Raw genomic sequence first — 22,028 nt, 5'->3', positions numbered from 1 at the left:
AGCTTACCGATACGCCGCGAACCCCGCAGGGGGACGTGTACGCCATGCGTACGCCAGCGCCGCCACCGCCATGCCGGCACCCCACAGCACGTAGCCGGGAACGGCGACCCAGTAGAAGCCCTCAGGAAGGCCGCTCTGGGCGAACGGGACCTGCCCGGAGAGCCGCTCGGCCACCATCTGCCCGAGCCCCACCCCGAAGTACGCGATCAGCGCACCCGACACCGCCGCCCCCGGCCACAACACCAGCCGCCGCGGCACAGCCCGCCCGGCCAGCACCGGCACCCAGCGCGGCCACACCCGTCCCCACCGATGGACGAGCGCCAGCGGCAGCACCGTCCCGGCCAGCAGGAACCCGGCCTCGAAGAGCCAGGCCCCGCCCCCGAACCCGACGGCCGCCTGCGCCAGGATCCGCGCGAGGCACCCGCCGACGGCGACGTAGGCGCCCGCGAAAGCCCAGCGCGGGGTGTGCGCCAGAGCCCTGGGCCGCGCGGGCCGGTACGCCCGTGCGGTCCACCACACCAGCACCCCCGACCCCACGCAGGCCGCCTTGCTGGCCGCCCCCAGCGGATGGACGGGGATGCCCATCCCGGGAACGATGAACCCGACGACGTCGAGCAGCAACAGGGCCCCCGCCACGACGAGCGCGCCGCCCACGACCCACGCCGGCCCTGCCAGCGCCCACTGGCCGCGCCCCGCCCGCGGCAGGGCCATCATGGCTCCCAGCACCGCCACCGCCGCCCCGCACAGCCCCACGGCCGCCCACCCGTCGAACACCAGCAGGTCGGGACCGACGGGGGACAGGCGCTCCGGCATGTGGCCGAGCTGCCAGTAGACCCGCAACGCGCCGTAGAGGGTGACCGAGGCCAGCGCGACACCCGCCCGGCTCCGCACGGTCGAGACATTCGACATGCCCGTCATCATGTGCCGTTAGCCCGGCCCGGCCCTCCCCTCCAAGAGCCGTTCTCATCCCCCGTACGAGGGAGGCCGGATCAGCGGTTTCTGTGAGCACGTATATGAGGCAACGAGGGCAGGCCCTCGGGTGAGGCCACCAGCACGTGACAGCCCGCGGCCGTGGCGGCCGCGATGCCGGCGGGGCTGTCCTCGACGGCGACGCAGCGCGAGGGCGCCGCGCCCAGCCGCCGGGCCGCCTCCAGGTACGGGTCCGGGTACGGCTTGCCGCGCGCCGTGTCCTCGTTCGCGATCACCAGGTCGAACGCGTGCCCGATCCGCGGCAGCACCAGCTCCACGATGCTCCGGGGAGAGGCGCTGACCAGGGCCGTCGGGATGGCGGTGGCGGCCAGCCCGGCCAGGAGCTCCGGCGCCCCCGGCATGACCGTCAATCCCTGTTCGACGCGGTCGGCGAAGGCGTCCGTGAGCCGCCTGACCACCTCCGGCAGGCGCGGCGCGTCCTGGGGCAGGGGGTCCGGCGCGAGCAGGTATGCGGCCACGTCCTCGATCGTGCGCCCGACGACGTACGGCTCGTCGTCGCCCCCCAAGGAGCGGCCGAGGGACGCGGCGACGGAGGCGGCGGCCTGCCACCACAGTCCCTCGGTGTCGACCAGGGTGCCGTCCATGTCGAACAGGACGGCATCCGGGCCACCCCGCTCAGACGGCATCGGCCGCGACGACGGGGGCGGGGACCGTGACCGTGCGCGGCGCGACCAGGACGGGGCGGTCCACCAGGCGGACCGTGACCCGTGTACCCGGCGTGAGACGTACCGCCTCGTGGCCTGGCACGTCGGCCAGGACCTCGCCGCCTTCCACCGCCACCCGGAGCCGGACGGAGGCGCCGCGGAAGGACGCGGCGATCACCTGGGCGGCCCCGTCGGGGGCAGGGGAGACCTGGACGGCCTCGGGACGGATGAGGACGTCCACGGACGGATCGGCGGGCACCGGGCCGTCCACGGGCAGGAGCCGGCCGAGCACCGTGACCTGGTCTCCGGAGACCTGCCCGGCCAGGTGGTTCATGGTGCCGACGAACTCCGCCACGAACGGCGTGGCCGGGCGGTCGTAGATCTCGGCGGGCGAGCCGGCCTGTTCGACCCGCCCGTCGCGCAGCACCGCCACCCGGTCCGCGATCGACAGGGCCTCCTCCTGGTCATGGGTCACGAAGATGGTCGTGATGCCCAGGTCGAGCTGGAGGCGGCGGATCTCCTCGCGCAGCGACACGCGGACCTTGGCATCCAGCGCGGACAGCGGTTCGTCCAGCAGCAGGACGCTCGGCTCCAAGGCGAGCGCCCGGGCCAGGGCGACGCGCTGCTGCTGGCCGCCGGAGAGCTGGTGCGGGTAGCGGTCGGCGTGAGAGGGGAGACCGACCAGCTCGAGCAGTTCGTCCGCCTTCTTCCGCCTGGCGGCCGCGGGCACCTTGCGTACGCGCAGGCCGAAGGCCACGTTGTCGCGGGCGTTCAGGTTGGGGAAGAGGGAGTAGGACTGGAAGACCATGCCGGCGTCCCGCTTGTTGGCCGGGACGTCCGTGATGTCCCTGCCTCCCACCAGCACCGCTCCCGAGTCCGGCCGCTCGAACCCGGCCACGCAGCGCAGCGCCGTCGTCTTCCCGCAGCCCGAGGGGCCCAGCAGCGCCACGAACTCGCCGGGGGCGACGATGAGGTCGAAGCCGTCCAGCGCGACCGTCTTGCCGTACACCCGCCGCAGCGCGCGGAACTCCACCGATGCGGTCATTTCCCTTTCTCCTTACCGAATGCCGAGGACACGGCGAGAAGCAGCAGCCAGATGAGCAGCAGGCTGAGTATCGACACCGCGACGGAGAGCTGCCCCTTGGAACCGGCCACGGTCACGATCCACACCGCGAACGGCTGGTACCCCAGCAGGCTGGCCACGGTGTACTCGCCCAGAACCAGGGCCAGCGTCAGGAACGACGCGCTGGCCAGGGCCGAGCGCAGATTCGGCACGACCACCCTGGCCAGCACGTACGGCCACGAAGCGCCCAGGCTGCGGGCCGCCTCCACCAGCGTCCGCACGTCCATGGTGCGCAGCCCCGCGTCCAGCGACCGGTACACGAACGGCAGCACCAGCACCACGTACGCGAGCACCAGCACCGTGGGGAAGGCCGGGTCCTGCACCGCGATCAACGTGCCCCAGAACGGCGTCGGAGCCAGCACGTCGGTCCCGGTGCGCAGCGACGTCCCGATCCCGGCCACGAAGGTGATCGGCGGCACCACCAGGGGGAGCGTGCACAGCACCTCCATCAGCGGGCGCAGCCGCGGCGCGAAGAGCCGCACGGCCAGCATCGCGGGCAGCGCGAGCAGCAGCACCAGCACGATCGTGGCGGCGGCCAGCGACAGCGACAGCAGCAGCGAGTGCACGAACCCCTCGGCCGTCAGCAGCTCGCCATAGGCCGAGAACGACACCCCGGTGGCCGGCGTGTAGATCGTGTACCAGAGCGAGGCCCCGAGCGGGACCAGGAAGTAGGCGGCGGCCATCAGGAACGCCACCCCGCGCCACACGCGGGGCCGCGAGACGCTCCCGGAGACCCGCTCCAGGCCGGTCAGCGCAGCCATCGGGAGCTCCTCTTCTGCAGTGGCAGGTAGATCGCCATCACCAGCCCGGCCACCACGACCATGTCGAGGCTGAGGGCCAGCGCGATGTTCTCGTAGCCGATCAGCACGTCGCCGGTGAGCGCGCTGGCGATCTTCAACGTGACCAGGGGAACGACGGTCCCGACCATGGCGTTGGCGGTCGCGTACGCGGAGAAGGCCGACCCGAACAGCAGCACCACTCCGCCCAGCATCGCCGGCGTGAGCACCGGCAGCGCCACGAAGCGCCAGTAGTGCCAGGCGGTGGCTCCGTTGTTGGCCGCCGCCTCGCGCCACTGCGGCCGCAGCCCGTCCAGCGCCGGCGCCATGACCAGCACCATCAGCGGGATCGAGAAGTACAGGTAGACCACCGCCAGGCCCCAGAACGTGTAGAGCGAGCCTGACGGCAGCCCGACGAGGCCGCTGACCACGCCGGAGTTGCCCAGCGTGGCGATCCAGAAGAACGCCAGCGGCACCCCGCCGAAGTTGGCCAGCACGCCCGAGGCCGTCAGCACGGCCTCGCGGAGCAAGGCGAAGCGGGAGGTCACGACGGCGTAGGCGAGGAACGTCCCCAGCACGGCCCCCAGCAGCGCCACCACGGCGGACAGCTTCACGCTGCCGAGCATCGCGGTGAGGTAGCCACCCTGCAGGCTCTGCGACAGGTTCGCCAGGCTCGGCCGCCCCTGCGCCGTGAACGCCCCCGCCACCAGCGCGACGGCGGGGACGCCGAAGACGAGCGCGAAGAAGGCCAGCAGCGGCAGCGCCCCCAGCCAGCCCCTCGAGCGCGAGCGGCTCATCCCGAGATCGCGGCGTCCCAGCCGCTGGCCAGCTTGGCCTTGGCCGCGTCCACCTGCGCGGACGTCGGGAACGTGGGCGTGCCCTCCACCGAGGGCAGCTTCTCGGCCAGCGCCTTGTCCACGGTGCCGTCGGCGGTCATCGAGGGCAGCAGCACGGGACGGGCGAAGCCCTTGAGGAAGAGGTTCTGGCCCTCGGCGCTGTAGAGGTACTCCTGCCACAGCCTGGCGGCGGCCGGGTGCGGGGCGTCCTTGTTGACGGCCTGGGCGTACATCTGGAAGTACTTGCCGTCGGTCGGCACGTTCACCTTCCAGTCGAGGCCCTTGGGCGTCATCTGGGGCGCGTAGGCGGCGTTGTTGTAATCCCAGTCGATGCTGATCTGGGTCTCGCCCTTCTCGATGGTCGCGGGCGTGGTCTCGACCGGGTTGTAGTTGCCCGCCGCCTTCAGCTTCTTGAAGAACTCGATGCCGGGCTGGATGTCGTCGAACGAGCCGCCGTTGGCGAGGGCGGCGGCGAACACGCCGGCGAAGGCCGAGCCCGACTTGATGGGGTTGCCGTTCATCGCGACCTTGCCCTTGTACTCGGGCTTGAGCAGGTCGGCGAAGCTCGTCGGGCACGTGGCGATCTTCTTGGCGTCGCAGCCGATGGACACGTAGCCGCCGTAGTCGTTGGTCCAGAGCCCGGTGGGCTCCTTCTGCCCCTCGGGGATCTTGTCGAAGGACTGCACCTTGTACGGCGCGAACAGGCCCTCCGTGGCCCCGCTGATCGCGAACGACTGGCCCAGGTCGAGCACGTCGGGGGCACGGTCCTGACCCTTGCGGGTCTTCACCGCGTTGATCTCGTCGGCGCTGGCCGCGTCCGGCGTCTCGCTCTCGATCTTGATGCCGTACTTGGCCTGGAACTTCTGGATGATCTCCCCATAGTTGGCCCAGTCCGGAGGAAGGGCGATGACGTGGAGGTTCCCCTCCTTCTTGGCCGCCTCGACCAGCTTGTCGAAGCCGCCGAAGTCCGCGGCCGAGGTCGCGGTGGCGGCGTTCGCCGCCGTACCGGACTGCTGGCCGGACTGCTGGGTGCCGGGAGCGGCGCCGCACGCCGCGGTGACTACGGTAAGGGCTGCGGCAAGGCCGGCCGCACGGGCGCGAAGTGTGAACACGACGCCTCCACTTTCCAGGGGGTGTGGAAGGAACGTAAGCGAACTTGTACAAACAAGCGAGCACCAGTAAGTCGCATGAATGTTGCTCTTTCATGAATGGGAAGGGGCGCGGATGGTTGCGCGCTATGAACTGATTGCCGATGAGCTGCGGAACGAGATCGTCTCCGGCGCGCTCGCGGTCGGTTCGCAGCTCCCGAGCGAGGCCGAGCTGGCCGAGCGCCACCGCGCGTCCCGGGGCACCGTGCGCCAGGCGGTGGCCGTGCTCGCCGCCGAGGGCCTGATCGGCTCCCGGCAGGGCGCCAGGCGCATCGTGCTCGGCAGGGCACGCAGCCAGAGCTTCGCCGAGCTGCACAGCTTCGCGCAGTGGGCGCGCGCGAACGGCTACCGCTTCGGCGGCCAGGTGATCGCCCAGCACCGCAGGCGCGCGAGCGCCGCCGAATTCGCCAGGCTGGCCTCCAGGGAGGTCCTTGAGGTGCTGCGTCTGCGCTCGCTGGAGGCCGAGCCCGTCCTGGTGGAGCGGACCGTGTACGCCGGGTGGGTGGCCGCCGCCGTCGAGGCGCTCCCGGCCGACTGCGAGTCCGTCACCGAGGCGCTGTACGACTCGATCGGCCTCGTGTTCGCCTACGGCGAGCACCTCATCGACGCGGTGGCCGCGGGCGCCCAGGACGCCCGCCTGTTAGGGGTGCGCCGCGGCAGCCCGCTCCTGCGCCAGCGCAGGACCACGACCACGCACGACGGCCGCCCCGTGGAGTCGTCGGACGACCGTTACCGGGCGGGCAGCGTCACCTTCAGCATCCGCAACTCGATCGGCGCCAATCCGCTCGTGCGGCGTGCAGGCGACTTGCGCTGGGAGCCCTGAGAACATATGTTCGACTTATAAGCGCACCCGTCTTCCCCCGGGTGGCTCAGCATACGATTAGAGCCGCGGGGAGAAAGCGTCTTGAGCAGACTCTATGGCGATCCGATAGAGGTGTGGACCAGGGACGGGGAGCCGACCCAGTTCGTCTGGCGTGACCGGCTCTACCTCGTCCGCCGGGTCCTCGACCACTGGGTCGTTGCGCGCGAGTGGTGGAAGACCGGCGAGGGCGACCCGGGTGAGCGCCAGTTCTGGCGGGTGGAGGCCAGCCCCGGGCGCGAGGTGGGCTCGTACGAGCTGCGTTACGACACCGCCGGCAACGGCTGGCTGCTCCTGAGGGCGTGGGACTGATGGCGCCGCCGTTCCCGCACCTCAGCGTGTGCTCCGCGTACTCCATGCGCTACGGCACGGCCTTCCCGCAGGCGCTGGTGAGCCGGGCGGTCGAGCATGGGATGGACATCCTCGCGCTGACCGACCGCGACGGGCTCTACGGCGCGATCAAGCACGCCCAGGCGTGCGCGGAGGCCGGGATCTCCGCGGTCTTCGGTGTGAACCTGGCGCTCGACGCCCTTCCCCCGCTGCCGGGGCTCGGAGTGCCCGGGCTGGACATGCCCGGGCGCCACACGCCTCGTCCCAAGACCGGGCCGAACGCCGAGGACCGCGTCACGGTGCTGGCCCGCTCCAAGGGCTGGTCACGCCTGTGCCGCCTGGTCACGTCCGCGCATTACGCGGGCGAGCGCGGCACGCCCACGGTGACCCGCGAGCTGATCGGCGAGTGGGCGGGCGGGCGCGACGACGGACGCGGCGGTGACCACGGGTTCGGCGCCGAGGACGGGCTCGTGGTGCTGCTCGGCCCCAGGTCCGACGTGGGCCGCGCGGTGGCCGAGCGGCGCGACGAGCACGCCAGGACGCTGCTCGGCCTGTGGCGCGCCGCGGTGCCCGGCGTGGTGATCGAGCTGGTCGACCAGTACGGCTACCGCGACGCCACCACGGCCGTGCGCATGCTCGGCCTGGCCGAGTCCATGGGCGTCCCGGCCGTGCTGACCAACGCGGTGCGCTACCTCGACCCGGCCGACCACCAGGTCGGCGACGTGCTCGACGCGGCCCGCCAGCTCGTCCCGCTGCACCCCCGCCACCTGGAGCGCACCACCTCCCACGCCTACCTCAAGAGCACCAAGGAGATGCGGCAGGTGGCGACCAAGGTCTGCGGCGCGGACCAGGAGCGGGTGGCGCGGCTGCTGTTCACGACCAGGCGGCTGGCCGAGGCGTGCTCGGTGGATCCGGACGGACTGCTCGCGCTGCGGAGCGACCCGCCCAACCTGCACCTGCCCGAGATCGGCCGCGATCCGGTGCCGCTGCTGCGCCACCGGGTGGAGGACGGGCTGATCAGGCGTGGCCTCGGCCGCTCCGGCGACGCCAGGCGGCGCCTCCGGGACGAGATGGCCATCATCGAGCGCAAGCGCCTGTCCGGATATTTCATCGCCGTGGCCGGCATCACGGACATGATCCGCGGCATGGGCATCCGCTGCGCCATCCGCGGCTCCGGCGCGGGCAGCCTGGTCAACTACCTCATCGGCATCGGCGAGGTTAACCCCCTCGACCACGGCCTGCTCATGGAGCGCTTCCTGTCGGAGGGCCGCATCGGGCTGCCCGACATCGACATGGACGTGGAGTCGGCCCGCCGCCTCGACTGCTACAAGGCGATCTTCGAGCAGTACGGCGAGGCGCGCGTGGCCTGCGTGTCCATGATGGAGACCTACCGGGCGCGCAGCGCCATCCGCGACGTCGCCGGGGCCATGGGCCTGCCTCCGCACGAGATCGACGCCATCGCGAAGGCGTTCCCGCACATCAGGGCCAAGCAGATCACCGCGTCCCTCCACGACCTGCCCGAGCTGCGCGAGAGCCGGCTCGGCGAGGCAGGGCTCGACCGGGTGTTCCGGCTGGCGGAGAAGCTCGACGGGCTGCCCAGGCACATCGCGCTGCATCCGTGCGGCGTGCTGATCGGCAACGGGGGCCTGCGGGACAGGACGCCGGTGGAGCGCAGTCTGCTGGAGTTCCCGATGTCGCAGTTCGACAAGGAGGACGTGGAGGAGGCCGGGCTGCTCAAGCTCGACGTGCTGGGCGTGCGGATGCAGTCCGCGATGGCGTACGCGCTGAGCGAGATCAAGCGGGTGGACGACGTGGTGGTCGAGCTGGACACCCAGACCGGCGAGGAGCCCGGCGTCCAGTACGTGCCGCACGACGACCAGGACACCTACGACATGATCTGCGCCAGCCGCACCCTCGGCTGCTTCCAGATCGAGTCGCCGGGACAGCGCGAGCTGGTCGCCAAGCTGGAGCCGCGCAGGATGCACGACCTGATCGTGGACATCTCGCTGTTCAGGCCGGGCCCGGTCAACTCCGACATGGTCACCCCCTACCTGGAGGCCAGGCATGGGTGGCGGAAGCCGTACTACCCGCACGAGAGGCTGCGGGAGGCGCTGAAGGAGACGCACGGCGTCGTGGTGTTCCACGAGCAGGTGCTCAGGATCATCGAGGTGATGACGGGGCGGGACCTGTCGTTCGCCGAGATCTTGCGGCGCACGCTGGCCACGCCGGAGGGGCGGGAGCTGGTGCGCAAGACGTTCGTGCCCATGGCCAAGGCCAACGGCTTCGACGACACGGCCGTCGACCGCGCCTGGCAGGTGCTGGACGCGTTCGGGGCCTTCGGCTTCTGCAAGGCGCACGCGGCGGCGTTCGCGCTGCCCACGTACCAGTCGGCCTGGCTGAAGCGACACCACGCGGCGGCGTTCTTCGCCGGGGTGCTCACGCACGAGCCGGGCATGTACCCGCCGCGCGTCATCATCGACGAGGCCAGGCAGTGCGGGATCAAGATCCTGCCGCTCGACATCAACAAGTCGGGCAAGGACTGGCGGGTGGAGCGGCTCGGGCTGCGCGTGCGTCCCGCCTCGCTGGAGGGCGCCTCCTCCCCGGTGCGCAGGGAGTTCAAGATCGGGGAGATCGGCAAGGGGTACGCGTTGCGGGTGCCGTTCTCGGCGGTCAAGGGAGTGAGCGAGGCCGAGGTCGAACGCATGGTCGCCGGGCAGCCGTACACGTCGCTGGCCGACTTCTGGGACCGTGCCCGGCCCTCCCGGCCGACCATCGAGCGGATCGTCCAGGTCGGCGGGCTGGACGCGCTCCACGACCTGCACCCGGGCGGGCCTCGCTGGCGTCCGGGCGAGCTGACCCGCCGCGACCTGATCGCCCAGGTGGGGACGCTCGAGCGGGCCTCGTCGATCGGCGTGCGGTCGGGGCCGCGTACCTCCAAGCGCTACACCACCCGGCCTGCTCCGTCCGCGGCGGAGCCGTCCGTGCAGCTCCCGCTGAGCTTCACCGAGCACCTGCCGCCGGGGGAGCTGCCCGAGATGACGGAGACGGAGATGGTCGAGGCCGAGCTGGAGATCCTGGGCATCGACATCAGCCGTCACGTCATCACCTTCTACGACGAGCTGCTCGACGGGCTCGGAGTGGTACGTTCCAGAGATCTCCTGAAGCAGCGCAACGGGGCCGAGGTGCTGGTCGCGGGGGTCAAGGTGGCCACGCAGACGCCCGCCGTGCGCTCGGGGCAGCGGGTCATCTTCACCACGCTCGACGACTCGACGGGGCCGATCGACCTGACGTTCTTCGAGTCGGTGCAGGGGCGGTGCGCGGCGACGGTGTTCGGCTCGTGGCTCATGCTGGCCAGGGGGGTGGTCAGGCGCACGGGGACGCGGGCGGTGTCGCTGCGGGCGGTGGACTGCTGGGACCTGGCGGACCTGGAGGCGCTCTGGCGCTCGGAGGGCATCGAGGCGGTCCGCGCCCTCCTCGCCGAGGCGCCGGCCAAGGTCGCGGGGGTGAAGGGCCGCAAGATCGAGTACGCCAACGGCTTCCGCCTCTCGCCCTACTCCGACCTCGGCCCCGCCGTCACCACCCCACCCAGGCAACTCTGGCACGCCAGCCCCGGCAGCTCCGGCCACACAGCGGCCTGACGTCCTCCCGCGCCACGGACACCGGCGGGTCAGTCCGGGCGCGGGGCCGGGTCGGCGGTTACCGAGCGGAGCAGGGGCCGGCTCAGAGCCCCCGCGGCGATCACCCCGGCGAAGCCCGCGACGACGCATCCCGCCAGCGTGAGCACGCCCACCGCGTTCATACCGCCGATCATGAACGGCACCGCGCAGAACACCCCCACCAGGATCGCCCCGCCCCCCATCACCGTCAGCGGGATGAGCGTCTCCGCCCGCCGGGCCCGGTCGAGCACCTCCAGCGGCGTGCCCGCCAGCCGCAGCAGCCCGTACGTCTGCCGCCGGTCCAGCACGGACGACGCGGCCGTGATCCCCGAGCTGGCGATGGCCACCAGGAACGACACCGACAGCACCACGATCGTGCCCACCCGGACGTCGGAAAGGATCTGGATGCCGAACCGCTGGTCGTCCTCCTCCGTCGTGGGGGTCCGCCCGGGAACGAGCCCGGCCAGCGCGGTGCGTGCCCGGTCGACCGTGGCCGTGTCGGCCTGGCTGCCCAGGGCGGCGACCACGACGGGCGCGGAGGACCGTCCGGTGACCTTCACCGTCGCGGTGACCCCCGCCGCCCGCAGCCGGTCGCGGGCCTGGTCGACGACGGCCGTCGCCTGCGCGGCGGGCGCGGAGAGCCGGAGCTGGGGAGGCGCCTGGTCGCCGGCGAACGCGGCCGGGCTGAGCAGGCCGAGGAAGCCCGCGACGAAGCCGGTCAGAGCGACGCCGCTCACCGTGCGCCAGGCGGATCGCGGATCGTCGACCAGCCTGCGGCCCGCCAGCAGCCGAGCGGGCCCCCGGGCGCCGCGAGCGGTGATCCGGCCGATCATGCCGACCACCCACGGGCCGGCCAGGTTGATGCACAGGAACGCCAGCCCGAGCGCCACCGCCACGATCGCGACACTGGTCCCCCTGGTCAGCAGCGGGAACACCGCCAGCGCGGCCAGCAGCGCGAGGACCCGTACGAACCGCATGGCGGGCGGCGTCTCACGCTTGGCCACCCCGAGCGGGCTCACCACGACCCGCCTCAGCCCCGCCACGGCGGACAGGCCCACCAGCAGCGGCACCGCCACCAGCACCGCCGCCAGGATCAGCGGGGAGGGGAACAGGTCGGAGACGAACCACGCGCCGCCCGCGATCGGGATGCGGGCCAGCAGCGGCGCGGCGACCGCGTAGCCGACGGTGCCGAGCAGCGCGCCCGCCAGCGCCACGATCACCGCCTCGGTCACGGTCATGCGGATGACCTGCCCTGGCGTCGCACCCACCAGTCTGAGAGTCGCCAGCCGCTGGTCGCGCCGCGCGACCGTGAGCCTGGCCGCGGCGCCGCCGAACACCAGCAGCGGCACCACCATGAGCACGCTCGCGACGAGCGTGAGCGCGCGGTACGCCTCGGAGTCCTCCGACGGGGTGCCCGCGAGACTCGCCACCCGGGTCGGGCCCTTGCCGACGATCCAGTCGTCGCTGCGCGCCGCCGTCATCTCGGGCGCGTCCGGCTTGTGACCGGCCACCGCGACCAGCTCACCCGGGTGGACCAGCGCCTCGTCGCCCAGCACGCCCTTGACGTCGGGGTAGCGCTTGGCGAGCCGGCCGGCCGGGAGTTGCTTGGCCAGCTCGGCCAGCGCCGGGGACAGCCACACCTCGCCGGGAGCGGGGAAGCGGGGCAGCCCGGGCGGCGCGGGAGCATCGGCCTTGAGTGCGGCCAGGTCGACGACCGTGATCGCCTGCTCGCCGACGAAGTCGAAGCGGGACGCCTCGATCGCGACCGCGCCGGCCTTGGCAGGTACGGGGTTGCGCCAGGCGCCGCGGTCGGCCCTGGCCTCGAAGGCGTAGTTCGCGGCCACGGCGAACAGCAGCAGCGCCGTGGACACGGCGACGGCGCCCAGCGTGAGCCAGGTGCCCAGCATTCCCTTGCGTCCGCCGCCCTTGAGCAGCCGCCAGGTCAGGTCGAGGTTCACGCGCGCGCCCGGCCCATCTGGGGCGTGCCCGCCAGGAGGTGGCCGTCGCGGACCTCGACGGTGCGGTCGCACCAGGCGGCCACGTTCGGGTCGTGGGTGACGACGATCAGGGACGCGCCGTTGTGCTTGGTCGCCTCCACGAGCAGCCGCATCGTGTCCTGCCCGGTCTGCTGGTCGAGCGCCCCCGTTGGCTCGTCGGCGAACACCACGGCCGGCTTGCTGACCAGCGCCCTCGCGATCGCCACCCGCTGGGCCTGCCCGCCGGACAGCTCACCCGGCCGCCTGCCCTCCATGGAGTGCAGGCCGAGGGGCGCGAACCACTCGCGTGCCTGGCGTACGGCCTGGCCCCTCGGCACCCCGCCCAGCATGAGCGGGAGCGCCACGTTCTCCTCCGCGGGCAGTTCGGGCAGGAGCTGGCCGAACTGGAAGACGAAGCCGAAGCGGGTGCGGCGCAGCGCGCTGCGCCCGCGCTCGCCCATCGCGTCGATGCGCTGGCCGAGCAGGTGAACCTCGCCCGCGTCCGGCTTCATGATCCCGGCCAGGCAGTGCAGCAGCGTCGACTTGCCGGAACCGCTCGGCCCCATGATCGCCACGGCTTCGCCGGCCCGTACCGTGATGTCCACGCCGCCCAGGGCGACCGTCTGCCCGAACCTCTTGGTCAGGGCTCTTCCAACAAGCACATCGTTCATGCCGTACAGACTCCCGGCCGGGCAGGGGGCGGCGGATCGGCCGTGCGACCATTTCCGCCTCGGCCGAACGGCTGATCCTTAGAGTTAGGGCCGTGACTATTCGGGTTCTCATCGCCGACGACCAGCAACTGGTACGAACCGGCTTCCAGATGATTTTGGACGCTCAATCGGACATGGAGGTCGTGGCCGCGGTGGCCGACGGCGCGGAGGCGGTGTCCGAGGCCAGGCGGCTCAGGCCGGACGTGTGCCTGCTCGACATCAGGATGCCCAAGCTCGACGGGCTGGAGGTGACCCGGGCGCTGGCGGGTCCCGGCGTGGAGAACCCGCTGCGGGTGGTCATCGTCACCACGTTCGACCTGGACGAGTACGTGTACGGAGCCCTGCGCTCCGGCGCGACCGGCTTCCTGCTCAAGGACAGCGGGCCCACGCTGCTGATCGAGGCGGTCAGGGCCGCCGCGGCGGGCGACGCGCTGGTGTCGCCGTCGGTGACCGTACGGCTGCTGCAGCACCTGGCCAAGCCGCGGCGGGCGGCGCTTCCCGCCGGCGACCCGCTGACCGACCGTGAGCTGGACGTCGTGCGCCTGGTGGCGAGGGGACGCACCAACCAGGAGGTGGCAGGGGAGCTTTTCGTGTCACTTTCCACGGTAAAGACGCACCTGGGCAGCATCCAGGCCAAGCTCGGTGTCAGGAATCGAGTTGAAATCGCAGCTTGGGCGTGGGAATCCGGTGTCGTGAGCTGATTAACAACGGGGCTCCCGGGATACAAGTGAATCAGAACCTCAGCGCATGGCCCGGGGGGAGAACAACGTGCGCTACGCCCATGTACCACCGACGAGAGCCGCCTTTGCCGTATATGTGACGCTCGCCGCCCAGGCCCTCTCCCTTGGCGCCCTGGTGATCTTCGAACGGACCCGCGGCCATCACCTCGCCGCCCAGCTCGCCGCCTTCGGTGGCCGCCCGCAGGGGCCCGCCGCGGAGGCCGTGGTGGGGGCGGTGACGGTGTTCGCGGTGCTCCTGATGCTGGTGGCGGGCACCTCGATAGCGGCGGCCGCTGCCTACGTGACCTGGCTCGTGCGGGCCAGGCAGGCCAACGACCGCTCGGCCACCTCCGGTCCCGTGGCCGCCGCCTGGCTGATCCCCGGTGTCAACCTGGTGGCGCCCGTGGTGCTGGTGGACGAGGTGTGGCACGGCATCAGGCCGCCCGCGGAGCGCCGGGGGCGGTGGGTGGCGCTGCTGGCCGCATGGTGGCTGAGCTGGCTCGCCACGCTCGCGCTGGTCACCATCAGGGTCCCGCTCGACTCGTCCAGCGGCGGCCTGACGGGGGTGGGGGTTCTGGAGCTGGCCTGCTTGTCGGTGGCCGCCCTGCTGTGCGCGGCGACGGTACGCGAGCTGACGCGCCTGCAGTGCGCCGCCCACGCTCCCCGGGCCGCCGAGCCCGGCACCGTGCACACGTTCTCGCCGCAGCCGCCCCACCCGGCACCGGGCTCAACCCCGATCGGCCGCACGGGTTAGACCGCCCGCTCCCGGCCGCGACGTCGCGTGCTCCCCAGGGAGCGCTGTCGTGCGTCAGCCGAGGACCAGGTCGCGGATGCGCCTCAGCGAGGGCTCGTCGCGCGGGCCCATGACCAGGAGGCTCGTGACGGGGCTCTTGTGCCAGAGCTCGAGGCGCTCCTTGATCCGCCCGGGCGGGCCGACGAGCGAGATGCCATCGGCCAGTTCGTCCGGGATCGCCCGGAAAGCCTCATCCTTCCGGCCGGAGAGGTACAGCGATTGGATGTGTTCTGCCGCCTCGGCATAGCCCATCCGGCCGATGATGTCGGCATGGAAGTTGCGGTGCTTGGCCCCCATGCCGCCGATGTACAGCGTGAGCATCATCTTCACGCCGTCCAGCGCGGCCCGCACGTCGTCCGAGATCACCACCATCACCATGGCCGCCACGTCGAAGTCCTCGGGAGCGCCCGCGAGCGCCTCGCCGTACATCTCCTCGATCTTGGAGGGGAACGCGAACAGCGGCAGCCAGCCCTGGGCCAGCTCCGCGGCCAGGGCGACGTTCTTGGGTCCCTCCGCACCGAGATAGATGGGGATGTCGGAGCGGAGCGGATGCGTAATGAGCTTGAGCGGTTTGCCCAGGCTGTCCGCGAGCGGGAGCGGATAGTGCGGGCCGTCGCTGGTGACCGGCTCCTCGCGGCGCCAGACCTTGCGCATGATCTCGACGTACTCGCGGGTCCTGGCCAGGGGTTTGGCGAACGGCTGGCCGTACCAGCCCTCCACGACCTGCGGGCCCGAGGCGCCCACGCCGAGCAGCAGCCGGCCGCCGGTGAGGTGGTCGAGGGTCATCGCGGTCATCGCCGTCGTCACGGGCGGTCTGGCCGACATCTGGGCGATCGAGGTGCCCAGCTTGATCCGGCTCGTACGTGCTCCGTACCAGGCCAGCGGCGTGAACACGTCGCTGCCGTACGCCTCGGCCGTCCACACCGAGTCGTAGCCGAGCCGCTCCGCCGCCAGCACCGACTCGGTCGCGTCGTCTGCGTGGCGCTGCCAGTAGCCAAGGTTCAGGCCGAGTTTCATGAGAACACCTCCGGAATTAAGTTCTATTACGGCTGCGGCGGCTCAACGTGTCAATGGTGGATCTTCCGGGGAAGTGACACTCTGTGATCAAAGGTCTGTGTCGTCTCGCCTGCCTTCTGCTTCTTCTCCAGACGGCGGCCGGGATCACGACGGCCGAGGGCAAGTCCCGGCCGAACATCGTGCTCGTGCTGGCCGACGACCTCGAAACGGGGACGCTGCCGAACTTTCCGAACATCACCCAGCACCTCGTGCGCCAGGGCGCCTCGTTCGACCGGTTCTTCGTGACGAACTCCTGGTGCTGCCCGTCCAGGTCGTCGATCCTGCGCTCCCAGTACGTCCACAGCCATGGCGTGCTGACCAACACCGCGCCCGAAGGGGGCTTTGACCGCTTTCACACCCTAGATCTGGAACGTTCCACTATCGGGACCTGGATGCAGCAGGCCGGATACCGCACGGGGCTGATGGGCAAATACCTCAATCACTACCCGGGAGGGACGGCCGACGAGGCGTTCGTGCCGCCCGGGTGGGACGAATGGGACGTCCCGGTCCGCGCCCTCTACGAGGAGTACGGCTACCGGCTCAACGAGAACGGCGCGTTGCTCGACTACGGCTGGACCGAGCAGGACTACCTGTCGGACGTGCTGGCTCGCAAGGCCGCCGACTTCATCGCGGGCTCGAAGGAGAAGCCGTTCTTCCTGTACCTGGCGCCGATCGGCCCGCACAACCCGGACAACCCCGCCGTCCGGCACGCGGACGCCTTCCCCGGGGCCATGGCGCCGCGGACGCCCTCGTTCAACCAGGAGGACGTGAGCGCCGAGCCGCTCTGGCTGCGCGAGAGGCCCACGATCTCGCAGGCGGGCATCGACGAGATCGATGAGCGCTACCGCGCCAGGATGCGGGCCATGCTCGGCGTGGACGACCTCGTCGGCTCCGTGGTGACGGCGCTCCAGCAGACCGGCCAGCTGGACAACACCTACATCTTCTTCACCTCGGACAACGGCTTCCACCTCGGTACGCATCGGCTCAGGCAGGGCAAGACCACCCCATTTGACGAGGCGATCAGGGTCCCGCTGGTCGTCCGCGGTCCCGGCATCAAGGCGAACTCCACGATCAGCGAGCTGGGCTCGACGGTGGACCTGTCCACGACCTTCGCCGAGCTGGGCGGGGCCACGGCGCCGTCGTTCGCGGAGGGGCGGTCGCTGGTGCCCCTGCTGAAGGGCACACCGCCGGCGGAGTGGCGCAGGAACGTGCTGGTCGAGTTCAACAGGCCGGCCAACGAGGCGTCGGCCGCCCAGACCCCGGTGCCCGGCTATCGGGCCTTGCGTACGGATCAATATGCCTATGTTCGGTACGAGACGGGGGAGACGCAGCTCTACGACCTGCACGACGATCCGTACGAGCTGCAGAACCTGGCCGCGGGTGCCGATCCCGCGCTCCTGGCCGACCTCGAGGAGCGGCTGAGGGCGATGGCGACCTGCTCGGGTGCCACCTGCCGGCAGGCCGACATGCGTCAGTGATCGAACAGCGAGGGGTAGGCGTGGGCCAGGTGCTCGGAGACCGCCTCGGCGGCCTCGCCCGCTTCGCCGCTGTCGATGGCCTCGAGGATGCGTACGTGGTCGGCGCGCAGGATCGACGTGTCGCCCAGGCGCTGCACCGCTTCGACCGAGTACCTCCGCATCGAGTCCCGGAGCGAGCGCATGATGGCGGCGATGAGCCGGTTGCCCGACGCGTCCGCTATCGCGCAGTGAAAGGCCGTGTCGTGCTCCACGAACTCCTCCGCGGACTTCGCCGCGTCCATTCCGGAAAGAGCGGCGGCGAGCGCGGAGGTGTCGGCTCGTGCGGAGGCGGCGTGGGCGGCGGCCCACTGCTCGATCATGTGGCGGGCGTCGATGACCTCGCGCATCTCCAGGTTGGCCAGGCCGAGGTGCAGCCGGAGCAGGTCGGACAGCGCCGTGTCGGGGCGCGAGGTGAGCACGGCCCCCGCGTCAGGTCCCCTCCCTGCCTGCGAGGACACGACGCCGAGGGTCTCCAGCACGCGCATGGCCTCGCGTACCGACGAGCGGCTGACGCCGAGCTGCTCGGCGAGCTGGCGTTCGGCGGGCAGCCGGTCGCCCACCGTGAGGCCGTCCTCGGTGATGCGCCGCTCGATCTGTGCGAGGACGTCCTCGAACGTCCGCGTTCGCTTGACGGGACGCCAGCCGCTGTCGTCCAACGGACCCCCTCGTGGTGGCCGGGAAGGATGTGGTTCGGTATGGTCTGACCATACTGTGGTCGGACCATACCTCGGAAGGAGAGTCGTGCGAGTCGCTTTGTTCATCACGTGCGTGAACGACACGCTCTTCCCCGGCACCGGCAAGGCCGTCGTGTCGCTCCTGCGCAGGCTCGGCTGCGACGTGGACTTCCCCGCCGCCCAGACGTGCTGTGGCCAGATGCACGTCAACACCGGTTACCGGGAGGAGGGCGTGCGGCTGGCCCGCCACTTCACCGAGGTGTTCGCCGGGTACGACGCCGTCGTGGCGCCGTCGGGGTCGTGCGCGGCCATGGTGCGCGAGCAGTACCCGAAGCTGGCCAAGCCGGGCAGCAGGGGAGCGGCGGCAATCGCGGAGGTCGTGCCGAAGGTGTACGAGCTGTCCGAGTTCCTGATCGACGTCCTGAAAACCGACGACGTTGGCGCATATTTCCCGCACCGGGTGACATATCACCCGACGTGCCACTCGCTCCGCGGCCTCCACCTCGGCGACCGGCCCACCAGGCTGCTGAAGAACGTGCGCGGCCTGGAGCTGGTCCCGCTGCCGGGGTCCGAGGAGTGCTGCGGCTTCGGCGGCACGTTCGCGGTCAAGAACCCGGCCGTCTCCGCGGCCATGGGCGCCGACAAGACCCGCAACATCCTGGACACCGGTGCCGAGGTGCTCTGCGCGGCGGACAACTCGTGCCTGATGCACATCGGCGGCACGCTGAGCCGCCAGAAGACAGGCGTCAGGACGATGCACCTGGCCGAGATCCTCGCATCCACGGAGGAGGCCCAATGAGCGCGACCTTCCTCGGCATGCCCGGCAGTTTCCCGAAAAATGCCGAAAAAGCCGTACAAAACTCTCAGCTTCGCTACAACCTCCGCAAGGCCACCCACACCATCCGGGGCAAGCGGGCGAACGTCGTCGGCGAGCTGCCGGACTGGCAGGAGCTCCGCGCGGCCGGCAAAGCGATCAAGGACCACACCCTCCGCAACCTCGACCGCTACCTGGTCCAGCTCGAGGAGGCGGTGACCAGGGCAGGCGGCACGGTCCACTGGGCCAGGGACGCCGCCGAGGCGAACGCCATCGTCGCGGGCCTGGTCAAGGCCACCGGCGAGACCGAGGTGGTCAAGGTCAAGTCGATGGCCACCCAGGAGATCGAGCTCAATCAGGCCCTGGCCGAGCAGGGCATCACCGCGTACGAGACGGACCTGGCCGAGCTGATCGTCCAGCTCGGCGACGACTTTCCCAGCCACATCCTGGTGCCGGCGATCCACCGTAACCGGTCGGAGATCCGCGAGATCTTCCTGGACAAGATGCCCAAGGTCCCGCCGAACCTGACCGACGATCCGCCCGCCCTGGCCGAGGCAGCCCGGCTCCACCTGCGCGAACGCTTCCTCAAGAGCAAGGTCGCGATCTCCGGCGCCAACTTCATGATCGCCGAGACCGGCACGCTCGTCGTGCTGGAGTCGGAGGGCAACGGCCGCATGTGCCTGACGCTCCCGGAGACGCTCATCAGCGTCGTCGGGATCGAGAAGCTGCTGCCCTCCTGGCGGGATCTGGAGGTGTTCCTCCAGCTCCTGCCGAGAAGCTCCACGGGCGAGCGGATGAATCCCTATACGAGCATGTGGACGGGCGCCGTCGAGGGCCAGGACTTCCACCTGGTGCTCCTGGACAACGGCCGCACGGACGTGCTCGCCGACGAGGTGGGCCGCCAGGCGCTGCGCTGCATCCGCTGCTCGGCCTGCCTGAACGTGTGCCCGGTGTACGAGCGGGCGGGCGGCCACGCGTACGGCTCGGTCTACCCGGGCCCGATCGGCGCGATCCTCACCCCGCAGCTCAGAGGCATGTCGTCGGACCTGGACGCCTCGCTGCCGTTCGCCTCCAGCCTGTGCGGCGCCTGCTACGAGGTTTGCCCGGTCGCCATCGACATCCCCGAGGTCCTGGTGGACCTGCGGGCCAAGGCCCCGCACGCGGCGGCCGAGCGGGCCGGCATGAAAGTGGCGGGCTGGATTCTCAACGACCACAACCGGCTGGCCAAGGCCCAGCGCGCGGCGACCCATCTGCGCGGGCTCGTACCGAAACGTCTGCCCGGGCCGCTGTCGGCATGGACGGACACCAGAGACGTGCCGGAAATTCCGGAAGAATCATTCAGAGACTGGTGGGAGCGGAATGAGCGCCCGTGAGGAGATCCTCGCCCGGATCGGCAAGGCCGTCGCCGGCACGGCGGACGTCGAGATCCCCCGGCACTACCGGACGGCGCAGCAGGTAAAGGACCTCGTGGGCCTGTTCGCCGAGCGGGTGGACGACTACCGGGCCATCGTGCACGTGCTCCCCGCAGCCGAGGTGCCCGCCAAGATCGACGAAAGCGTCACGGGCCGCCGCATGTTCGTCCCCGACGGCTTCGACCGCGAAGGCGGCTGGACCGACCTGAACACGGCCGACGGAGTGATCACGTACTGCGCCGTGGCCATCGCGGAGACGGGCACGATCGTGCTCGACCACGGTCCCGGCCAGGGCACGCGGGCGCAGACGCTGGTCCCCGACTACCACCTGTGCGTGGTGCGGGCCGACCAGATCGTGGCCGGGGTGCCGGAGGCCGTCGCCCGGCTCGACCCGGCGCGCCCGCTCACCTGGATCAGCGGCCCCTCGGCCACCAGCGACATCGAGCTGAACCGGGTCGAGGGCGTGCACGGCCCCCGTACCCTCGAGGTGATCATCAGTACCTGAGCACGGCCGCCACGTCCTTGACGGCGTCGGAGAACCACAACTCCGCGTCCGTCATCGCGGCGGCCCTGGCCAGGGCGGCGTCCGAGCGCTCCTTGACCGGCTCACCCACGCCCCAGCGCTGCAGCTCGGCCGGGTCGGTGGCGAGCTGGGTGCCGCCCTCGCCGATCCAGATGGGGTTCGGCAGCTCGCCGGGCGTGAGCACCGCGTGCACCCTGCCCTCGCGCAGCGCCTGCGCGACGCGGGCCATCCCGACGGGCCCGGACATCTCCTGGTGCCGCTCGAGCAGCTCGGCCCGCTTGCGGTCGAGCCACTCGTCGAGTGCCCGCTCCACGTCCTCCTCGAACTGCCCGTGGTTGGAGCGGCTGCCGTGCTCGACCATCATGACGCGGTCGGCGGACTTGGTGTTGAGGTGGTGCAGCAGGTACGAGCGGGACTTCGGCTCGCCCGCGACCAGGATGAGCTCCGCGCCGATGCGGCGCACCTGCTCGTCGATCTCGTGGGCGACGGCCACGGCGTTCTTCTCCCAGGTCTCGTCCACCGCCCGCTCGTATCGTTTCTGCGACCAGCCGCCCTGCGCGGTCTTCTGCAGCGGCCAGTCGGCCGCCTCCACGATGGCCTTGCGCGGCGACCCGCCGCCGAACACCGTCAGCTCCGCCCCGGCGTGGTCCACGATGACCCGGATGTGCGGGACGTTCTCGCCCCGCATCATGAGCATGGGCGTGACGTGCGGCAACGGCGACCACCTGGCCAGATCGTACGGTGCCCGGGGAAGCGCCTCGGACAGCACCACGTCGCCGTGCGTGCCGAACATCGCCCGCCCGGGGGCGGGCCGCCCGGCCTCCTCCTCCAGCGCCTCCAGGGTGGCCTTGTCGGCCTCGTCCTCGAGCGTGTCGCGCACGCCGCGCCAGTGGGCCTCCCGCTCAGTCCCCGTGTACGCGCCGAAGTAGACGGACGCGTACGGGCCGTGCCGCTCGTACAGCGGTCGGATGAAGTCGAGCCGCACCGTTCACCACCTCCGCTTCTCCACGCCGAGACCGAGAGCCTTGGCCACGTCGGCCACGTTCGAGTACCGGCGGTCGGGGAGGGATCGCACCATGTCCGCCACCTGGTCCGGTGCTCCCGCGTTCTCCGCGTGCCCCACCAGATCGTCCTTGGACGCGGGCCAATGAGCGTCGCTCAACCATTTCGCGAGGTCGCTGCGGACGTCGACGCCCTGCTGGGTGATGCCGGGCGGGGTGCCGGGCTCGTGCCCCGGCGGGTACGACTGCTTCGGCTCCTCGCCGGGCGCAGGCATGGCCTCGGGCTCCTTCCACTCCTCGGCGTGCGTGGTGCCGCCGCCGCGGACCAGACCCTCGGTCTCGTGCTTCTGCTGCTCATCCAGGCGTGGACCGTGCTTGTCGCTCCGACGTTGCTGCATAGTTCCCTCACTCCTCTCAATTGCGCCCCTACCCCCGCTTTCGTGGGCAAACATCGCGACTGTGTACCCTGCC

21 protein-coding genes are annotated in these 22,028 nt (G+C 71.1%); 9 read left to right on the top strand and 12 right to left on the bottom strand.

Annotated elements, in window-relative coordinates:
• Positions 1-3: 3 nt before the first annotated feature.
• The 6 genes from ACQPWU_RS44695 to ACQPWU_RS44670 form a co-directional block, all read right to left on the bottom strand.
• A complete protein-coding gene (locus tag ACQPWU_RS44695; protein ID WP_433431744.1) occupies positions 4-909 on the bottom strand; it encodes a hypothetical protein in 906 nt (301 codons plus the stop codon).
• Positions 910-989: 80 nt separating this feature from the next.
• On the bottom strand, positions 990-1,616 hold the full coding sequence (locus ACQPWU_RS44690) for an HAD family hydrolase (protein WP_433431742.1): 627 nt from the start codon (positions 1,614-1,616) through the stop codon (positions 990-992).
• A complete protein-coding gene (locus ACQPWU_RS44685) occupies positions 1,606-2,679 on the bottom strand; it encodes an ABC transporter ATP-binding protein (RefSeq protein ID WP_433431739.1) in 1,074 nt (357 codons plus the stop codon). Before ACQPWU_RS44685 ends, ACQPWU_RS44690 begins: the two co-directional genes overlap by 11 nt.
• Positions 2,676-3,518, bottom strand: a complete 843-nt coding sequence (locus tag ACQPWU_RS44680; protein WP_433431738.1) for an ABC transporter permease — start codon at positions 3,516-3,518, stop codon at positions 2,676-2,678. Before ACQPWU_RS44680 ends, ACQPWU_RS44685 begins: the two co-directional genes overlap by 4 nt.
• Positions 3,506-4,330 carry an ABC transporter permease gene (locus tag ACQPWU_RS44675; RefSeq protein ID WP_433431736.1) on the bottom strand — a complete coding sequence of 275 codons (825 nt, stop codon included), beginning with the start codon at positions 4,328-4,330 and terminating at the stop codon, positions 3,506-3,508. The genes ACQPWU_RS44680 and ACQPWU_RS44675 overlap by 13 nt, the downstream gene beginning before the upstream one ends.
• Positions 4,327-5,481 (bottom strand): ABC transporter substrate-binding protein, encoded by a 1,155-nt coding sequence (locus tag ACQPWU_RS44670; RefSeq protein ID WP_433431734.1) that lies wholly within the window; start codon positions 5,479-5,481, stop codon positions 4,327-4,329. Before ACQPWU_RS44670 ends, ACQPWU_RS44675 begins: the two co-directional genes overlap by 4 nt.
• A 112-nt stretch (positions 5,482-5,593) precedes the next feature.
• Here ACQPWU_RS44670 and ACQPWU_RS44665 point away from each other — a divergent pair, with 112 nt between their 5' ends.
• The 3 genes from ACQPWU_RS44665 to ACQPWU_RS44655 all read left to right on the top strand — a co-directional run bounded on the left by ACQPWU_RS44665 (position 5,594) and on the right by ACQPWU_RS44655 (position 10,344).
• The gene (locus ACQPWU_RS44665) at positions 5,594-6,340 is read left to right on the top strand and encodes a GntR family transcriptional regulator (RefSeq protein WP_433431732.1); all 747 of its coding nucleotides are present in this window, start codon (positions 5,594-5,596) and stop codon (positions 6,338-6,340) included.
• A gap of 81 nt (positions 6,341-6,421) precedes the next feature.
• Positions 6,422-6,688, top strand: coding sequence for a DUF6504 family protein (locus tag ACQPWU_RS44660; RefSeq protein ID WP_305915238.1), 267 nt, complete (start codon positions 6,422-6,424; stop codon positions 6,686-6,688).
• Positions 6,688-10,344 (top strand): DNA polymerase III subunit alpha, encoded by a 3,657-nt coding sequence (locus tag ACQPWU_RS44655; RefSeq protein ID WP_433445440.1) that lies wholly within the window; start codon positions 6,688-6,690, stop codon positions 10,342-10,344. Before ACQPWU_RS44660 ends, ACQPWU_RS44655 begins: the two co-directional genes overlap by 1 nt.
• 29 nt (positions 10,345-10,373) lie before the next feature.
• Here the strand turns inward: ACQPWU_RS44655 and ACQPWU_RS44650 are convergent, their stop codons facing one another.
• Positions 10,374-12,320 (bottom strand): FtsX-like permease family protein, encoded by a 1,947-nt coding sequence (locus tag ACQPWU_RS44650; RefSeq protein ID WP_433431730.1) that lies wholly within the window; start codon positions 12,318-12,320, stop codon positions 10,374-10,376.
• Positions 12,317-13,009 carry an ABC transporter ATP-binding protein gene (locus ACQPWU_RS44645; RefSeq protein WP_433431727.1) on the bottom strand — a complete coding sequence of 231 codons (693 nt, stop codon included), beginning with the start codon at positions 13,007-13,009 and terminating at the stop codon, positions 12,317-12,319. The genes ACQPWU_RS44650 and ACQPWU_RS44645 overlap by 4 nt, the downstream gene beginning before the upstream one ends.
• Before the next feature lie 92 nt (positions 13,010-13,101).
• Here ACQPWU_RS44645 and ACQPWU_RS44640 point away from each other — a divergent pair, with 92 nt between their 5' ends.
• Entirely contained in the window at positions 13,102-13,749 is a 648-nt protein-coding gene (locus ACQPWU_RS44640) for a response regulator (RefSeq protein ID WP_433431725.1), read from the top strand.
• 46 nt (positions 13,750-13,795) lie between these two features.
• Positions 13,796-14,521 (top strand): DUF4328 domain-containing protein, encoded by a 726-nt coding sequence (locus ACQPWU_RS44635; RefSeq protein ID WP_433431723.1) that lies wholly within the window; start codon positions 13,796-13,798, stop codon positions 14,519-14,521.
• A 54-nt stretch (positions 14,522-14,575) separates the two neighbouring features.
• Here the strand turns inward: ACQPWU_RS44635 and ACQPWU_RS44630 are convergent, their stop codons facing one another.
• Complete coding sequence (locus ACQPWU_RS44630; RefSeq protein ID WP_433431722.1) at positions 14,576-15,577, bottom strand: LLM class F420-dependent oxidoreductase; 1,002 nt, start codon at positions 15,575-15,577, stop codon at positions 14,576-14,578.
• 83 nt (positions 15,578-15,660) lie between these two features.
• Between ACQPWU_RS44630 and ACQPWU_RS44625 the strand changes: the two genes are divergently transcribed.
• Positions 15,661-17,094 (top strand): sulfatase family protein, encoded by a 1,434-nt coding sequence (locus ACQPWU_RS44625; RefSeq protein WP_433431720.1) that lies wholly within the window; start codon positions 15,661-15,663, stop codon positions 17,092-17,094.
• Here the strand turns inward: ACQPWU_RS44625 and ACQPWU_RS44620 are convergent.
• Positions 17,088-17,789, bottom strand: a complete 702-nt coding sequence (locus tag ACQPWU_RS44620; RefSeq protein ID WP_433431718.1) for a FadR/GntR family transcriptional regulator — start codon at positions 17,787-17,789, stop codon at positions 17,088-17,090. The genes ACQPWU_RS44625 and ACQPWU_RS44620 overlap by 7 nt on opposite strands.
• Before the next feature lie 85 nt (positions 17,790-17,874).
• On the opposite strand from ACQPWU_RS44620, the gene ACQPWU_RS44615 reads away from it, so the two are divergent.
• The 3 genes from ACQPWU_RS44615 to ACQPWU_RS44605 are packed head-to-tail and all read left to right on the top strand — an operon-like array spanning position 17,875 to position 20,538.
• Positions 17,875-18,606 (top strand): (Fe-S)-binding protein, encoded by a 732-nt coding sequence (locus ACQPWU_RS44615; protein WP_360707163.1) that lies wholly within the window; start codon positions 17,875-17,877, stop codon positions 18,604-18,606.
• Positions 18,603-19,994: a lactate utilization protein B gene (locus ACQPWU_RS44610; protein ID WP_433431716.1), complete on the top strand. Its 1,392-nt coding sequence runs from the start codon at positions 18,603-18,605 to the stop codon at positions 19,992-19,994. Before ACQPWU_RS44615 ends, ACQPWU_RS44610 begins: the two co-directional genes overlap by 4 nt.
• Positions 19,981-20,538, top strand: coding sequence for a LutC/YkgG family protein (locus ACQPWU_RS44605; RefSeq protein WP_433431714.1), 558 nt, complete (start codon positions 19,981-19,983; stop codon positions 20,536-20,538). Before ACQPWU_RS44610 ends, ACQPWU_RS44605 begins: the two co-directional genes overlap by 14 nt.
• Here the strand turns inward: ACQPWU_RS44605 and ACQPWU_RS44600 are convergent.
• Positions 20,528-21,541, bottom strand: coding sequence for a Vms1/Ankzf1 family peptidyl-tRNA hydrolase (locus tag ACQPWU_RS44600; protein WP_433431712.1), 1,014 nt, complete (start codon positions 21,539-21,541; stop codon positions 20,528-20,530). The genes ACQPWU_RS44605 and ACQPWU_RS44600 overlap by 11 nt on opposite strands.
• Positions 21,542-21,544: 3 nt before the next feature.
• Positions 21,545-21,955, bottom strand: coding sequence for a DUF2795 domain-containing protein (locus ACQPWU_RS44595; RefSeq protein WP_433431711.1), 411 nt, complete (start codon positions 21,953-21,955; stop codon positions 21,545-21,547).
• Positions 21,956-22,028 lie beyond the last annotated feature (73 nt).

It is taken from the genome of Nonomuraea sp. CA-141351, assembly GCF_050944675.1.
Taxonomy (GTDB): Bacteria; Actinomycetota; Actinomycetes; order Streptosporangiales; family Streptosporangiaceae; genus Nonomuraea.
The sequence above is the reverse complement of the archived record's forward strand: the minus strand, read 5'-3'. Positions and strand labels throughout refer to the sequence as shown.

What these genes read in the sequence shown, in the direction of transcription:
- ACQPWU_RS44695 (WP_433431744.1), bottom strand. Translation starts at nt 909, where the DNA reads ATGTCGAATGTCTCGACCGTGCGGAGCCGGGCGGGTGTCGCGCTGGCC.
- ACQPWU_RS44690 (WP_433431742.1), bottom strand. Translation starts at nt 1,616, where the DNA reads ATGCCGTCTGAGCGGGGTGGCCCGGATGCCGTCCTGTTCGACATGGAC.
- ACQPWU_RS44685 (WP_433431739.1), bottom strand. Translation starts at nt 2,679, where the DNA reads ATGACCGCATCGGTGGAGTTCCGCGCGCTGCGGCGGGTGTACGGCAAG.
- ACQPWU_RS44680 (WP_433431738.1), bottom strand. Translation starts at nt 3,518, where the DNA reads ATGGCTGCGCTGACCGGCCTGGAGCGGGTCTCCGGGAGCGTCTCGCGG.
- ACQPWU_RS44675 (WP_433431736.1), bottom strand. Translation starts at nt 4,330, where the DNA reads ATGAGCCGCTCGCGCTCGAGGGGCTGGCTGGGGGCGCTGCCGCTGCTG.
- ACQPWU_RS44665 (WP_433431732.1), top strand. Translation starts at nt 5,594, where the DNA reads ATGGTTGCGCGCTATGAACTGATTGCCGATGAGCTGCGGAACGAGATC.
- ACQPWU_RS44655 (WP_433445440.1), top strand. Translation starts at nt 6,688, where the DNA reads ATGGCGCCGCCGTTCCCGCACCTCAGCGTGTGCTCCGCGTACTCCATG.
- ACQPWU_RS44645 (WP_433431727.1), bottom strand. Translation starts at nt 13,009, where the DNA reads ATGAACGATGTGCTTGTTGGAAGAGCCCTGACCAAGAGGTTCGGGCAG.
- ACQPWU_RS44635 (WP_433431723.1), top strand. Translation starts at nt 13,796, where the DNA reads ATGGCCCGGGGGGAGAACAACGTGCGCTACGCCCATGTACCACCGACG.
- ACQPWU_RS44630 (WP_433431722.1), bottom strand. Translation starts at nt 15,577, where the DNA reads ATGAAACTCGGCCTGAACCTTGGCTACTGGCAGCGCCACGCAGACGAC.
- ACQPWU_RS44610 (WP_433431716.1), top strand. Translation starts at nt 18,603, where the DNA reads ATGAGCGCGACCTTCCTCGGCATGCCCGGCAGTTTCCCGAAAAATGCC.
- ACQPWU_RS44605 (WP_433431714.1), top strand. Translation starts at nt 19,981, where the DNA reads ATGAGCGCCCGTGAGGAGATCCTCGCCCGGATCGGCAAGGCCGTCGCC.
- ACQPWU_RS44595 (WP_433431711.1), bottom strand. Translation starts at nt 21,955, where the DNA reads ATGCAGCAACGTCGGAGCGACAAGCACGGTCCACGCCTGGATGAGCAG.